At 71.6% G+C, this 13684-nt stretch carries 10 protein-coding genes; 6 read left to right on the top strand and 4 right to left on the bottom strand.

Going from position 1 to position 13684, the window contains the following annotated elements; all coding sequences use genetic code 11:
- Positions 1-306: 306 nt before the first annotated feature.
- Complete coding sequence (locus AQJ67_RS41780; protein ID WP_062724948.1) at positions 307-1953, bottom strand: M4 family metallopeptidase; 1647 nt, start codon at positions 1951-1953, stop codon at positions 307-309.
- 111 nt (positions 1954-2064) lie between these two features.
- Between AQJ67_RS41780 and AQJ67_RS41775 the strand changes: the two genes are divergently transcribed.
- The gene (locus tag AQJ67_RS41775; protein ID WP_062724946.1) at positions 2065-2523 is read left to right on the top strand and encodes a gamma-glutamylcyclotransferase family protein; all 459 of its coding nucleotides are present in this window, start codon (positions 2065-2067) and stop codon (positions 2521-2523) included.
- Here the strand turns inward: AQJ67_RS41775 and AQJ67_RS41770 are convergent.
- The 3 genes from AQJ67_RS41770 to AQJ67_RS41760 all read right to left on the bottom strand — a co-directional run bounded on the left by AQJ67_RS41770 (position 2483) and on the right by AQJ67_RS41760 (position 6306).
- Entirely contained in the window at positions 2483-4630 is a 2148-nt protein-coding gene (locus tag AQJ67_RS41770) for a molybdopterin oxidoreductase family protein (RefSeq protein WP_062724944.1), read from the bottom strand. The two genes, AQJ67_RS41775 and AQJ67_RS41770, sit on opposite strands and share 41 nt — an antisense overlap.
- Positions 4631-5147: 517 nt before the next feature.
- Positions 5148-5444: a hypothetical protein gene (locus tag AQJ67_RS41765; protein ID WP_159058931.1), complete on the bottom strand. Its 297-nt coding sequence runs from the start codon at positions 5442-5444 to the stop codon at positions 5148-5150.
- A 175-nt stretch (positions 5445-5619) separates the two neighbouring features.
- Positions 5620-6306: a SanA/YdcF family protein gene (locus AQJ67_RS41760; RefSeq protein ID WP_062724940.1), complete on the bottom strand. Its 687-nt coding sequence runs from the start codon at positions 6304-6306 to the stop codon at positions 5620-5622.
- Positions 6307-6531: 225 nt separating this feature from the next.
- On the opposite strand from AQJ67_RS41760, the gene AQJ67_RS41755 reads away from it, so the two are divergent.
- The 5 genes from AQJ67_RS41755 (at position 6532) to AQJ67_RS41735 (ending at position 13604) form a co-directional block, all read left to right on the top strand.
- Positions 6532-7404: a sirohydrochlorin chelatase gene (locus AQJ67_RS41755; RefSeq protein ID WP_062724938.1), complete on the top strand. Its 873-nt coding sequence runs from the start codon at positions 6532-6534 to the stop codon at positions 7402-7404.
- A gap of 173 nt (positions 7405-7577) precedes the next feature.
- On the top strand, positions 7578-8831 hold the full coding sequence (locus tag AQJ67_RS41750; RefSeq protein ID WP_062724936.1) for a deoxyguanosinetriphosphate triphosphohydrolase: 1254 nt from the start codon (positions 7578-7580) through the stop codon (positions 8829-8831).
- A 154-nt stretch (positions 8832-8985) separates the two neighbouring features.
- The gene (locus AQJ67_RS41745; protein WP_062724934.1) at positions 8986-10251 is read left to right on the top strand and encodes an NAD(P)/FAD-dependent oxidoreductase; all 1266 of its coding nucleotides are present in this window, start codon (positions 8986-8988) and stop codon (positions 10249-10251) included.
- A 50-nt stretch (positions 10252-10301) separates the two neighbouring features.
- On the top strand, positions 10302-12206 hold the full coding sequence (dnaG, locus tag AQJ67_RS41740) for a DNA primase (protein ID WP_062724931.1): 1905 nt from the start codon (positions 10302-10304) through the stop codon (positions 12204-12206).
- Positions 12207-12287: 81 nt separating this feature from the next.
- Complete coding sequence (locus AQJ67_RS41735; RefSeq protein ID WP_062724929.1) at positions 12288-13604, top strand: RNA polymerase sigma factor; 1317 nt, start codon at positions 12288-12290, stop codon at positions 13602-13604.
- Positions 13605-13684 lie beyond the last annotated feature (80 nt).

Genomic DNA, 13684 nt, shown 5'->3' with positions numbered 1-13684 from the left:
CGACGGTGTTTCAGCAGGTCATGGCCGTAGTGAGGGTGGGTCGGGGAAGAGAAGGCGTTGGTGCAGGGCCGCGGGTGTGAACGGGTGATTCTTCGAAGCGGGGCAGCAGGTTGAGTGGGAAACGGTTGCTGTACAGCCAGCCCCGGGGCTACTGCAACGCGGCCACCGCTCTCCCCACGTCACCCCAGCCAACCCAAAAGGGGCGCGGGGCTGTGACGATTTGCGGCTCCGCCGCGTGGGCGCGACCAGCCACGACGTACCCGCACCCGGCCACACACCCCGCACCCCCACGGCGCCAAGCCCCCCTCAGCCCACATTCACCGCCTTCCACGCAGCCCCCACAGCCCCGTACTCCACACTCCCAGCCCCATACAGATCCTTCGCCGCACTCAGCATCGAGGCCCGCGCCCCCGCATAGTTCGTCGAGGACGTCATGTACACAGTCAGCGCCCGATACCAGATCCGCCCCAACTTGTCCCGCCCGATCCCCGTCACCGAAGACCCGTCACAGGTAGGCGAGTCGTACCTCACCCCGTTCACCGTCCGCGCCCCGCTGCCCTCGGCCAGCAGATACGCGAAGTGATTCCCGACCCCCGACGAGTAGTGCACGTCGAGATCCTTCGTCCCCGCACTCCAGCAGTCGACCGACACCCCGTCCTTCGACGGCTTGTCCATGTACCGCAGAGCGCTCCGCGGGAACCCGGACCGCACGACCTTCTCGCCGATCAGATAGTCCCCGGGATCGGCGGAGTTGCCCGCGTGGAACTCCACCAGCGTGCCGAAGACATCCGACGTGGCCTCGTTCAGCCCGCCGGACTCGCCCGAGTACGTCAGCGCGGCCGTCTTCGACGTCACGCCGTGCGTCATCTCGTGCCCGGCGACGTCCAGCGACACCAGCGGACCGAGCTGGGTGCCGTCACCGTCGCCGTAGGTCATGCAGAAGCAACTGTCGTCCCAGAAGGCGTTGTTGTAGTCGTTGCCGTAGTGCACCCGGTTGAACGACCCCTTGCCGTCACCCGCGATGCCCTTACGGCCGTGGACGTCCTCGTAGTAGTCCCACGTCATGTCCGTGCCGTACTGCGCGTCCACCGCGGCCGTGGAGCGGTCGGTCGCCGCGCCCGTGCCCCAGTGGTTGTCGGTGTCCGTGAACACCGTCGCCGGGGCGCGGTTGAGGCAGATGGCGAGGATGCACAGGTCCGTCCTGTTCGCCGCGTCGCCGGTGTACGTGCCGCCGCGCGTCGCGTCCTTCAGCTGGTACGTCGATCCGGACGCCGTCGTCTCCAACGGGACCGTGCCCCCGTACAGCGACTTCCCGTCGCCCGCCGCATGCTCGACGCTGTCCCACGCGTCGATCTTCGTGCCGGTGCGGGCGTCGGTCAGCGTGGTGCGGGCGACCGGGTTGCCGGCCGAGTCCTGGGCGACGGCGTCGGTCCGCCAGGCCAGCTTCGGGGCGCCGTGCAGGGCGTCGACGACCAGCTCGGGCCTGGACGTCAGCCGCTTCAGCGTCTCGCCCACGTTCGCGGCCCGCAGCACGGCCGCCGCGAGGTCGGCCGCCTTCGGCGCGGAGACCTTCGGCGTCACGCTCGACAGGGAGATCGCGTTCCGGGTGGCGCGGGAGGCGTCGCGGTACGTGCCGTCCTTCGCGAGGTGGACGACGAAGTCACCGCCGAGGACGGGAAGTTGGCGGTACGTGCGGTCGTAACGGACGTGCTGAGTGCCGTCCGTGTCCACGATCACGTCCCGCACGCTGGTGCCCTGAGCGGCCGTCAGCCCCAGACTCCCCGCCCGGTCCTTGAGGGCAGCCGCCGCGTTCCTGATCGCGGTGGCCCTCGTCGGACTCTCGTCCGCGCCGGCCGTGGGGGAGAGTGCGGTGGCCAACAGGGTGGCGGAGGCGGCGACGATGCCCGCCGTGGCGAGTCGGGAACCTCGGATGTGCGGCCGTATTCGGCTCATCGGTCTCCTTGAACTGGGGCGGCGCAGAGGATGACCAAGATTCAAGGGGGCGTGCACATGCCGTGACCAGGGTGGATACGTGGAGGTGTGTGAGGGGAGAGAATCGTTTCCGTGACCCTCTCTCCCCGACTCCCGTTCTTCGTCTACGGCACCCTGCGCCCCGGAGAGCCCAACCACGACCACTTCCTGCGCGGCCGCACCCTCACCGAGGAGCCCGCGCGACTGGTGGGAGCGGTGCTGTACGACGGCCCGGGCTACCCGTACGCCGTCGAGGAACGCGGCGACAGGGGCACCGTCCACGGCGAGCTCGTCACCGCCCGCGCCGAGGAGTACCCGGCGCTCCTGGCCGCCCTCGACCGCCTGGAGGAGTTCGCCCCCGGCGACCCGCGCAACCTCTACGAACGCGTCGCCCGCGAGGTGCTGCGCGCCTCGGACGGAACGGCCGTACAGGCCTGGGTGTATGTCGCCGCCCCGTCCGTCGCCGCACGGCTGCGCGCCGACGGCAGGCTCATCGCCGGCGGCGACTGGGCTACGACTTCACGGCCTCCACGCGCACCGCACACGCTTTGAACTCCGGCATCCGCGACGTCGGGTCCAGCGCCGGGTTGGTGAGGGTGTTGGCGCGGCCCTCGCCCGGCCAGTGGAACGGCATGAAGACGGTGTCCGGGCGGATGCCGGTCGTGATGCGGGCCGGTGCCACCGCCCGGCCCCGGCGCGACACCACGGCCACCGGGTCGCCCTCGGCCGCCCCGAGCCGCGCCGCCAGCCGCGGGTGCAGCTCCACGAACGGGCCCGGCGCGGCGGCGTTCAGCTCGTCGACGCGGCGGGTCTGGGCACCTGACTGGTACTGCGCCACGACGCGCCCCGTCGTCAGGAGGACCGGGTACTCGTCGTCGGGTTCCTCGGCGATGGCCCGGTACGAGACGGGGGCGAAGCGGGCCCGGCCGTCCGGGGTGGCGAAGCGGTCGAGGAAGAGGCGGGGGGTGCCGGGGTGCGCCGGACGGTCGGTCCCGGCGGCCGGCGAGTCATCCTCACCGCCCGCGGCGTTCCCCGTACCCGGCACCGCCGGACACGGCCAGAACACCCCGTTCTCCTCCGCCAGCCGGTGATACGTGATCCCCGAGTAGTCCGCGGCCCCGCCCGCGCTCGCCCGCCGCAGCTCCTCGAAGACCTCCTCGGGGTCGGTCGGGAAGCCCTTCTCCAGGGCCCGTTCCCCGCCCAGCCGCGCGGCGAGCTCGTGCATGACCTCCAGGTCGCTGCGGACACCGTCCGGCGGGGTGATCGCGCGCCGCCGCAGCAGCACCCGGCCCTCCAGGTTGGTCGTCGTGCCCGTCTCCTCCGCCCACTGGGTGACCGGCAGGACGACGTCGGCGAGGGCCGCCGTCTCCGACAGCACCACGTCGCACACCGCGAGGAAGTCCAGGGACTTGATGCGCTCCTCGATGTGCGCGGCCCGCGGCGCCGACACCACCGGGTTGGAGCCCATCAGCAGCAGCGACCTGATGTCCGTGCCGAGTGCGTCCAGCAGCTCGTACGCACTGCGCCCGGGGCCCGGCAGGCTGTCCGGGTCCACGCCCCACACCTCGGCGACGTGCCGCCGCGCCTCCGGGTCGTCCAGCTTGCGGTAGCCGGGCAGCTGGTCGGCCTTCTGGCCGTGCTCGCGCCCGCCCTGTCCGTTGCCCTGCCCGGTGAGGCAGCCGTAGCCGGACAGCGGGCGGCCCGCCCGGCCCGTCGCCAGGCACAGGTTGATCCACGCGCCCACGGTGTCCGTGCCCTTGGCCTGCTGCTCGGGTCCGCGCGCGGTGAGCACCATCGCGTGCTCCGGCTCGCAGAACAGCCGTACGGTCTCCCGGAGCTGGGGAACGGACACCCCCGTGATCCGCTCCACGTACTCCGGCCAGTGCGCCATCGCCGCGGCCCGCGCGTCCTCCCAGCCGGCCGTGCGCTCCCGGACGTACTCCTCGTCCACCCGGCCCTCGGCGACGACCAGGTGCAGCAGCCCGAGGGCCAGCGCGAGGTCGGTGCCGGGCCTCGGCATCAGGTGCAGGTCGGCCTGCTCGGCGGTCTTCGTGCGGCGCGGGTCGATGACGATCAGCGTGCCGCCGTTCTCCTTCAGCTCGTTGAAGAAGCGGAGCGACGGCGGCATCGTCTCCGCCAGGTTCGAGCCGACGAGGATCACACAGCCCGTCCTCGGGATGTCCTCCAGCGGGAACGGCAGCCCCCGGTCGAGCCCGAACGCCTTCATCCCGGCCGCGGCGGCCGACGACATGCAGAAGCGGCCGTTGTAGTCGATCTGCGAGGTGCCGAGCACGATCCTCGCGAACTTGCCGAGGCTGTACGCCTTCTCGTTCGTCAGACCGCCCCCGCCGAAGACCCCGCACGCGTCCGGGCCATGTTCCGTACGCGTGCGTGTGAGGCCCTCGGCGACCCGGTCCAGCGCCTCTTCCCAGGTGGCGGGCACGAGCGTGCCACCCGAGCGCACCAGCGGCGAGCTCAGCCGGACGCCCGACGCCAGCACCGCGGGTGCCGTACGGCCCTTGCCGCACAGCGCTCCCTTGTTCACCGGGAAGTCCGGGCGCTCGACCACCGTGACACCCCCGTCCTGCGAGGGCGTGAGGTTCATACCGCACTGCAGGGCGCAGTACGGGCAGTGCGTGGGCGTCACGGAGTTCGGCATACCGTTCAGCGTGCTTCCGGCGTGTTACGCGCACGGCGGCTCCCTGTTACGCGGCCGGGACGGTGACCTCCCCGTCGCCGTCCGGCCGCAGTGAGCTCCGCTTGTAGTCGCCGCTGGGTTCTGCAGTCGTTCGTCTGCGGCGCCGTCGTGGCTTGTCGCGCAGTTCCCCGCGCCCCTAAAAGAGGGGCGTTGCCCTCTGGCGTCCTTATCTCCGCACGGCGTTCGAAATACCGCATCTCGAAACAGCCCGTCAGGAGGTTCTCCGACCATGCCGCTCCTCCATCGCGCCGCCGAACACCGGGGCGCGACGATCACGTACGGCGAACTCGACCGGTACGCCGACCGCCGAGCACGCCCACCGCGTTTCACCGGCCGCTGAACCGGAGACCGAGTCGCCGGAATGCCGAGGGCGGGAGCAGGGCAACGGCCCCACTCCCGCCCGATCAGGGACGGCCCCTGGTCAGAGGGCCCCCTGGGTCAGCACCCGTACGTCCGATTCGGCCGCTGCGCCTCCGAGTCAGCACTCGTAGGCGTAGTACGGCTCGTCGCCCGGCTCCAGACCGATCCTGCCGACCGCACCCGGACCGATCTGGATGCACGGCGGATCGAAACCGTCGACCTCGACGGTCGCGCGGATCGTGTAATCGCACTCGTTCCAGATGTCCGCCCAGCCGTAGCCCTGGCCGACGACATGGGCGCAGCCCGGCTCCCTCGCCTGCGCGTCGTCGGCGGCGGTGGCGGTTCCGGCGGCGGTGCCCGCGCTGATCAGTATGGCCGCGGCGGCCACGGCGAGTACGGACCGAAGACGAGTCATCAGTTGTCCTTTCCCCCAGGTCGCGGCGGTCGGCCGGATCCGCCGCCGCACACCCATGGACGCTATGAGTGGCCGCCTGATTACGGAACGCGTCCGCCGGGTTCTTCACGCGGTTGGCTGGCGTGCGCGCGACAAAACGCGCGCACGAGGCATACGCCGCTCCCGCCGGGCGCCTCTACCGCTCCGCCGCCAACGCGTTCGCCACCCCGGTCTCCCGCGGCCCGAGGAACCGGGGGCCGGGCTCGAAGACGGCGTCCAGGGCCGCCTTCCCGGCCGCGAAGATCTCCCGCGCCCCGCCGTAGTACCAGGTGGCGTCGTGCTTGGCGTCGACCCCGACGCCGTACGACGCCACCCCCGCCTCCTGGCACAGCGCGACCGCCCGCCGGATGTGGAAGCCCTGGCTGATCAGCACCGCCTCGTCGACGCCGAAGATCTTCTTGGCGCGGACACAGGAGTCCCAGGTGTCGAAGCCGGCGTAGTCGCTGACGATCCGCGAGTCGGGCACACCGTGCCGGGTCAGATACGTACGCATGGCGTCGGGCTCGTCATAGTCCTTGCGGCTGTTGTCGCCGGTGACCAGGACGACCTTGATCCGGCCCTCGCGGTACAACTTCGCCGCCGCGTCGAGCCGATGGGCGAGATACGGCGACGGCTCACCGGCCCACAGACCGGCCCCGAAGACGACGGCGACGTCGGTGCGCGGCACGTCCGCCGCGGTCCGCAGCCGGTCACCGGTCACGAGGTACATCCAGGTGGCCGGAAGCAGCCCCAGCACACACCCGGCCATCACGGCCTGCACCAGCCGCCGCTGCCCCGTGCGCGTGCGCGGCAGACGTGGTCGAGGCAGCTTCGGTCGGCGCATCGGAATGGTCCCTCCCCCGGTCGGCTCACGGCCCGTTCTCGACAGTCAGGGACGTCCCACCGGCCCCCGCGGTTCACCGCCCGTGACGTGATCAGCTTCACTACGTTCGCCGAATCCGCAGGTCACGTACCCTCACACGGTGCCCGTCCCGCATCGTGAACCCGGTGTAAGAACCCGTCATTCCCGCGAAACGGGAAGGCAACGTCCCGCCGCCACCATCGGTTCATGACGGCGTCGAACCCTCTTCACGACGAGTCCACGACCGCCCACCTCGACAGTACGGCGCACCTCATGAACCGGATCAGCAGCCAGCTCGCCAGCCAGCTCAGCCTCGTCTCGCTCGACGGCAGGCGGCGCCCCGACGCGCCCGCGCTCGTCGTCGTGGCCCACGGCAGCCGCGACCCGCGCGCCCTGAGCACCGTACGCGCCCTCCTCGACAAGGTCCGCGCCCAGCGCCCCGGCCTGCCGGTCCACCTCGGCCACATCGAGCTGAACGAGCCCCTGCTCCCGGACACCCTGGCCTCCCTCGGCGACCAGGAGGCGATCCTCGTCCCGCTCCTGCTGAGCCGCGGCTACCACATCAAGCGCGACATCCCCGAGATGGCCGCCGAATCCCGGGTACGCGCACGCGTGGCCGGCGCCCTCGGCCCGCACCCCCTCCTGGTCGAGGCCCTGTACGCCCGCCTGGTGGAGGCCGGCTGGCGCACCCGCATGGACGAGCCCACCCGCCGCAGGACCGCCGTGGTCCTGGCCGCCGCCGGCTCCCGCGACCCCGAGTCGAAACTCGACACCGCCCACACGGCCCACCTCCTCGCCAACCGCCTCGGCGTCCCGGTCATCCCGGCCTACGCGACGACGGCGGCCCCGACGGTGGAGGACGCCCTGAAGTCGTTGTCGGCCCGAGGCCGTACGCGGGTCGCCATCGCCTCCTACTTCACGGCCCCGGGCCGCTTCGCGACGGAGTCCGCGGAAGCGGCCCCCTGGATAGCCTCGGCCCCCCTGGGCACCCACCCCGCGATGGCCCGCCTCCTCCTCCACCGCTACGACCAGATGCTGAACACGCGGGTCACGACAGCACAGGAACTGGCGTCGGCTTAATCCGCCGGGGATGGAGACGTCCCTCAGGGGCGCGGGGCTGTTTCGATGTGCGGCTCCGCCGCGTGGGCGCGACCAGCCACACACAACCCGCACCCGCAAACGAACAACACCCGGCAGACGACTAGGCGCAACACAGCCCTCCGTTTGTCAGTGTCTGCCCGTACTGTCGGTGCATGTACTACGACGAGTCGGCAGTCGAACGCTGGGCCCCCGAACCCGACAAACGCCCAGGCCGCACGGCCTTCCAACGCGACCGCGCCCGCGTACTGCACAGCGCAGCCCTCCGCCGCCTCGCAGGCAAGACCCAAGTCGTCACCCCAGGAACCCACAGCCACGCCTGGGACCCCAGCCCCCGCACCCGCCTCACCCACTCCCTGGAGTGCGCCCAGGTCGGCCGAGAGCTCGGCGCAGCCCTCGGCTGCGACCCCGACCTGGTGGAGGCCGCCTGCCTCTCCCACGACCTCGGCCACCCCCCCTTCGGCCACAACGGCGAAGTCGCCCTGAACGAATTCGCCGAGGACTGCGGCGGCTTCGAGGGCAACGCCCAGTCCCTGAGACTCCTCACCCGCATCGAACCCAAACGGTTCACCCCGGAGGGCTCCGTCGGCCTCAACCTCACCCGCGCCACCCTCGACGCCGCCACCAAGTACCCCTGGCCACGCGGCGCCCACCCCACCGCCCCGAACTCCCCGAAGTTCGGCGTCTACGAGGACGACCGCCCCGTCTTCGACTGGGTCCGCAAGGACGCCCCCGGCACCCGCACCACCTTCGAGGCCCAGGTCATGGACTGGTCCGACGACGTGGCGTACTCCGTGCACGACGTCGAGGACGGCCTGCACGCCGGCCACATCGACCCCAACTGCCTGCACGCCGAGCCGGAACGCCAGGCGGTCTTCCAGGTCGCCATCGGCCGGTACGTCCCCGAGGACACCGACCCGGCGGACCTGTCCGCCGCCCTCGACCGACTCCAGGAAGAACCGTGGTGGCCGCACGGCTACGACGGTTCGGCCGTCGCCCAGGCCCGCCTCAAGGACGCCACCAGCCAGCTCATCGGCCGTTTCTGCCTGGCCGCCGAGAGCGCCACGCGCGCGGCGTACGGCGACGGACGGCTCTCCCGCTACGGCGCCGAACTCGTCGTACCCCACGAGACCCGCCTGGAGTGCGCGGTCCTCAAGGCCGTCGCCGACCGGTACGTCATGCAGCGCGCCGAGCAGGAGCGGCTCCGCGCCGACCAGCGGATCGTCGTGGCCGAACTCGCCGAAGCGCTCACCGCCCGCGCGCCCGAGGGGCTGGACCCGCAGTTCCGGGCCCTGTTCGACACGGCGGCCGACGACCGTGCCCGCAAGCGCGTGATCGTCGACCAGATCGCTTCCCTGACGGACGCGTCGGCACGCTCCCTGCACGCGCGGCTCACGCGCGCAGCGTGAGGCGCGGGCGCTCACCCGCGCGGGACGGGTGAGGCCCAAGAGGCGAACGGGCACTCGAAAGTGACCCTGCGTGGCCTGATCGGGTCACCCCCTCTTCCCGCATCACGCTGCGTGCGGGACGCTCATGTGGCGGCACCTGACGAGGAGGCATCAAGTGGTCGACGCGGATCAGACATTCGTCATCGTCGGAGGAGGACTCGCCGGCGCGAAGGCGGCCGAGACCCTTCGCGCGGAGGGCTTCACCGGGCGGGTGATACTGATCTGCGACGAGCGCGACCACCCGTACGAACGACCGCCGCTGTCCAAGGGCTACCTCCTCGGCAAGGAGGAGCGCGACAGCGTCTTCGTGCACGAACCCGCCTGGTACGCGCGCAACGACATCGAGCTGCACCTCGGCCAGACCGTCGACGCGATCGACCGTACGGCGAAGACGGTGCGCTTCGGCGAGGACGGCACCGTCGTCCACTACGACAAGCTCCTGCTGGCCACGGGCGCCGAGCCGCGCCGCCTGGACATCCCGGGCACCGACCTGGCCGGCGTCCACCACCTGCGCCGCCTCGCGCACGCCGAGCGCCTCAAGGGCGTCCTCGCCTCCCTCGGCCGGGACAACGGGCACATCGTGATCGCCGGCGCAGGCTGGATCGGCCTGGAGGTCGCGGCGGCGGCCCGGGAGTACGGCGCCGAGGTCACCGTCATCGAGCACAACCCGACCCCGCTGCACGGAGTGCTGGGCCCCGAGCTGGGCGGTCTCTTCGCCGAGCTGCACCGCGAGCACGGGGTGCGGTTCCACTTCGGGCGGCGGCTGACGGAGATCGTCGGCCAGGACGGCATGGTGCTGGCCGCGCGCACCGACGACGGCGAGGAGCACCCCGCGCACGACGTCCTCGCGGCGATCGGCGCCGCTCCCCGTACGGGGCTGGCGGAAGCGGCGGGGCTGGAGATCGCCGACCGCGCGCACGGCGGCGGCGTGGTCGTGGACGAACAGCTGCGCACCTCCGACCCCGACATCTATGCCGCCGGCGACGTCGCCTCCTTCCCGCACGCCCTCTTCGACACCCGGCTGCGGGTGGAGCACTGGGCCAACGCGCTGAACGGGGGGCCGGCGGCGGCGCGGGCGATGCTCGGGCAGGGCGTCACCTACGACCGGGTGCCGTATTTCTTCTCCGACCAGTACGACCTGGGGATGGAGTACAGCGGATGGGCGCCCGCCGGGTCCTACGACGAGGTGGTGATCCGGGGGGACGCGGGGAAGCGGGAGTTCATCGCGTTCTGGCTGAAGGACGGACGGGTGCTGGCGGGGATGAACGTGAACGTGTGGGACGTCACAGACCCGATCCAGCGGCTGATCCGGTCCGGGGCGCGGGTGGACACGGAGGCCCTGGCGGATCCCCACGTCGCGCTGGAGGGGCTGATCGCCTAGGCGTCTGCTGCTCGGGCGGACATGTCACTGGCCCCCCGTAGAATTCACGCGTGGCAGGACGGATCAACGACGAGGACGTGAAGGCGGTACGGGACGCGGTCCCGATCGACGCCGTGGTGTCCGAGTACCTCCAGCTGCGTAACGCGGGTGGCGGGAACCTCAAGGGGCTGTGCCCCTTCCATGACGAGAAGTCGCCGTCCTTCCAGGTCAGCCCGAGCAAGGGACTCTTCCACTGCTTCGGCTGCCAGGAGGGCGGCGACACCATCACGTTCGTGATGAAGGTCGACCACCTCACCTTCTCCGAGGCGGTCGAGCGCCTCGCCGCCCAGGCCGGCATCACCCTGCGTTACGAGGAGGGTGGGTACAACCCCTCCCACCAGCGCGGCGAGCGCATCCGCCTGGTCGAGGCCCACAAGATCGCCGCCGAGTGGTACGCCGAGCAGCTGGCGACCAGCCCCGAGGCCGACACCGGCCGGATCTTCCTCGCCGAGCGCGGCTTCGACCAGGCCGCCGCCGTGCACTTCGGCGTCGGCTACAGCCCCCAAGGCTGGGACCACCTCACCCGATTCCTGCGCGGCAAGGGCTTCACCGACAAGGAGATCCTCCTGTCCGGCCTGGCGCAGGAGGGCCGCCGCGGCCCCATCGACCGCTTCCGGGGCCGGCTCATGTGGCCGATCCGCGACATCGGCGGCGACGTGGTCGGCTTCGGCGCCCGCAAGCTGTACGAGGCGGACAACGGGCCGAAGTACCTGAACACCCCCGACACGGCGATCTACAAGAAGTCCCAGGTCCTGTACGGCATCGACCTCGCGAAGCAGCACATCGCCAAGGCCAGCCGGGCCGTCGTCGTCGAGGGCTACACCGACGTCATGGCCTGCCACCTCGCCGGCGTCACCACGGCCATCGCGACCTGCGGCACGGCCTTCGGCGGCGAGCACATCCGGATCCTGCGCCGACTGCTGATGGACAACGGCTCGGCCCGCGTCATCTTCACCTTCGACGGCGACGCGGCGGGCCAGAAGGCGGCCCTGCGCGCCTTCGAGGACGACCAGAAGTTCGCCGCCGAGACATACATCGCCATCGCGCCGGACGGCATGGACCCCTGCGAACTGCGGCTGGCGAAGGGGGATGAGGCGGTCGCCGACCTGGCCGAGCCGCGCACCCCGCTCTTCGAGTTCGCGCTCCGCCAGATCGTCAGTCGCTACGACCTGGACACCCCGGCGGGCCGCGCCTCCGCGCTGGACGAGGCGGCCCCGATCGTCGCCCGCATCAAGAACAGCGGAGCCCAGCACGAGGTCGCCGTCCAGCTCGCGGGCATGCTCGGCATCCTGGACACCCAGTTCGTGGTCAAGCGGGTGGCTCAGCTGGCGCGTTGGGCGAGGGACCGGGGCGGCCGCGGCCCGGGGCCGACCTCCCGCGACGCACACCAGCCGTACGACGCCGCCCCCGCGCCCCGCACCTCCGGCCCCGCCCTGACCCTGCGCAACCCCGTCTACGCCACCGAACGCGAGCTCCTCAAACTCGCCCTCCAGCGCCCCGAGTTGGTCTCCCCGGCGTTCGACGCGTACGGCATCGACGAGTTCACCGCGGCGCCCTACGCCGCCGTACGCCAGGCGATCATGGACGCGGGCGGCGCCGAGTACGGCATCCAGGACGCGCAGGAGTACCTGGTCCGCGTCCGGGACGCCGCACCCGACGACCAGGTCCGCGCGATGGTCACGGAGCTCGCGGTCGAGGCGATCATGCGCAGGACGGTCGACGAGAACTACGCCGGCGAGCAGCTCGTCACCGTGCGCCGGCGCGCCGTCGAGCGCCGGGTCCGTGACATCCAGAGCCAGCTGACCCGGCTGGGCGCGGGCGGCGACCCCGCCCAACTTGCCGCCGTGCAGAACGAGCTGTGGGTGTTGCAGCAGTACGACCAGGCATTGCGGGGGCAGGGCGCGGCCGCCCTCTGAGCAGGCGGTCACGGACCGGACGCAAAAAGTCACCGCACGCCCCTCGTGGCGGCGATGTGTCGTACTCCACACTGGGTTCCGGTGCCTGAGTCCTCGGAGCGCGGCCGACCCGTTCCCCACGGGTCCCACACCCCCGCGGTTCCGCTCATCGCGTACGGGACGGACAGCGGCGAGGCCGCCGACTCCGCCCTCGAAGCAGCGCTGCCGTACGCCTCGGCAGCGATCATCCTGGAGGTCGCCCCCGTGCAGACCCAGACCCGCAGCCAGACCGACGCCAGTACCGATGGCACGGAGCCGGACGCGGAGACCGACGTTCTCGTCGCGGTGCCGCCGCAGAGCCGTGTCGCGCACCACCCGGAGGCGGGGCCGGAGGCCTCGCCCGAGCCGGCGGAACCGCCCGCCGACGCCCTGGCCGCCGATGCCGCCGGTGCCGCCGAGCCGGTCGAAGCACCGGTGCCGGCCCGCGCCCGAGCCGCCGACACCAGCGGCCCCTCCTCCGACCTGTTCCGCCAGTACCTGCGGGAGATCGGCCGTATCCCGCTGCTCACCGCGGCCGAGGAGGTCGAACTCGCCCGCCGTGTCGAGGCCGGCCTGTTCGCCGAGGAGAAGCTGAGCAGCACGCCCGACCTGGAGAGCCGCCTCGCCCTCGACCTGGACCGGCTGGTCGTGATGGGCCGGATGGCCAAGCGGCGCCTGATCGAGGCGAACCTGCGCCTGGTGGTCTCGGTGGCGAAGCGGTACGTCGGCCGCGGCCTGACCATGCTCGACCTCGTCCAGGAGGGGAACCTCGGCCTGATCCGGGCCGTCGAGAAGTTCGACTACGCCCGCGGCTACAAGTTCTCGACGTACGCCACCTGGTGGATCCGCCAGGCCATGTCCCGCGCCCTCGCCGACCAGGCCCGCACCATCCGGGTGCCGGTGCACGTCGTCGAGTTGATCAACCGGGTGGTTCGCGTCCAGCGCCGCATGCTCCAGGAACGCGGCTACGAGCCGACGCCGGAGGAGGTGGCCGCCCACCTCGACCTGCCGCCCGAGCGGGTCAGCGAGGTCCTGCGGCTCGCCCAGGAACCGGTGTCGCTGCACGCGCCCGTGGGCGAGGAGGACGACGTCGCCCTCGGCGACCTCATCGAGGACGGCGACGCGACATCGCCGGTCGAGTCGGCGGCGTTCCTGCTGCTCAGGGAGCACCTGGAGGCGGTCCTCTCCACCCTCGGCGAACGCGAACGCAAGGTGGTCCAGCTGCGGTACGGGCTGGCGGACGGGCGTCCGCGCACGCTGGAGGAGATAGGCCGGATCTTCGGCGTGACGCGGGAACGGATCCGGCAGATCGAGTCCAAGACGCTGAACAAGCTGCGGGACCATGCCTTTGCGGATCAGCTGAGGGGTTATCTGGACTGACGCCGGGTGCGGGCCCGGTGGGGGCTGGTCGCGCAGTTCCCCGCGCCCCTTGAGGGCGTTGCCTGCACGCCCCTTTTAAG

It is taken from the genome of Streptomyces caeruleatus (assembly GCF_001514235.1).
Lineage (GTDB): Bacteria > Actinomycetota > Actinomycetes > Streptomycetales > Streptomycetaceae > Streptomyces > Streptomyces caeruleatus.
The sequence above is the reverse complement of the archived record's forward strand: the minus strand, read 5'-3'. Positions and strand labels throughout refer to the sequence as shown.

Excerpts from the sequence above, each read along its gene's own strand:
- AQJ67_RS41780 (WP_062724948.1), bottom strand. The coding sequence starts at position 1,953 with ATGAGCCGAATACGGCCGCACATCCGAGGTTCCCGACTCGCCACGGCG.
- AQJ67_RS41770 (WP_062724944.1), bottom strand. The coding sequence starts at position 4,630 with ATGCCGAACTCCGTGACGCCCACGCACTGCCCGTACTGCGCCCTGCAG.
- AQJ67_RS41765 (WP_159058931.1), bottom strand. The coding sequence starts at position 5,444 with ATGACTCGTCTTCGGTCCGTACTCGCCGTGGCCGCCGCGGCCATACTG.
- AQJ67_RS41760 (WP_062724940.1), bottom strand. The coding sequence starts at position 6,306 with ATGCGCCGACCGAAGCTGCCTCGACCACGTCTGCCGCGCACGCGCACG.
- AQJ67_RS41755 (WP_062724938.1), top strand. The coding sequence starts at position 6,532 with ATGACGGCGTCGAACCCTCTTCACGACGAGTCCACGACCGCCCACCTC.
- AQJ67_RS41750 (WP_062724936.1), top strand. The coding sequence starts at position 7,578 with ATGTACTACGACGAGTCGGCAGTCGAACGCTGGGCCCCCGAACCCGAC.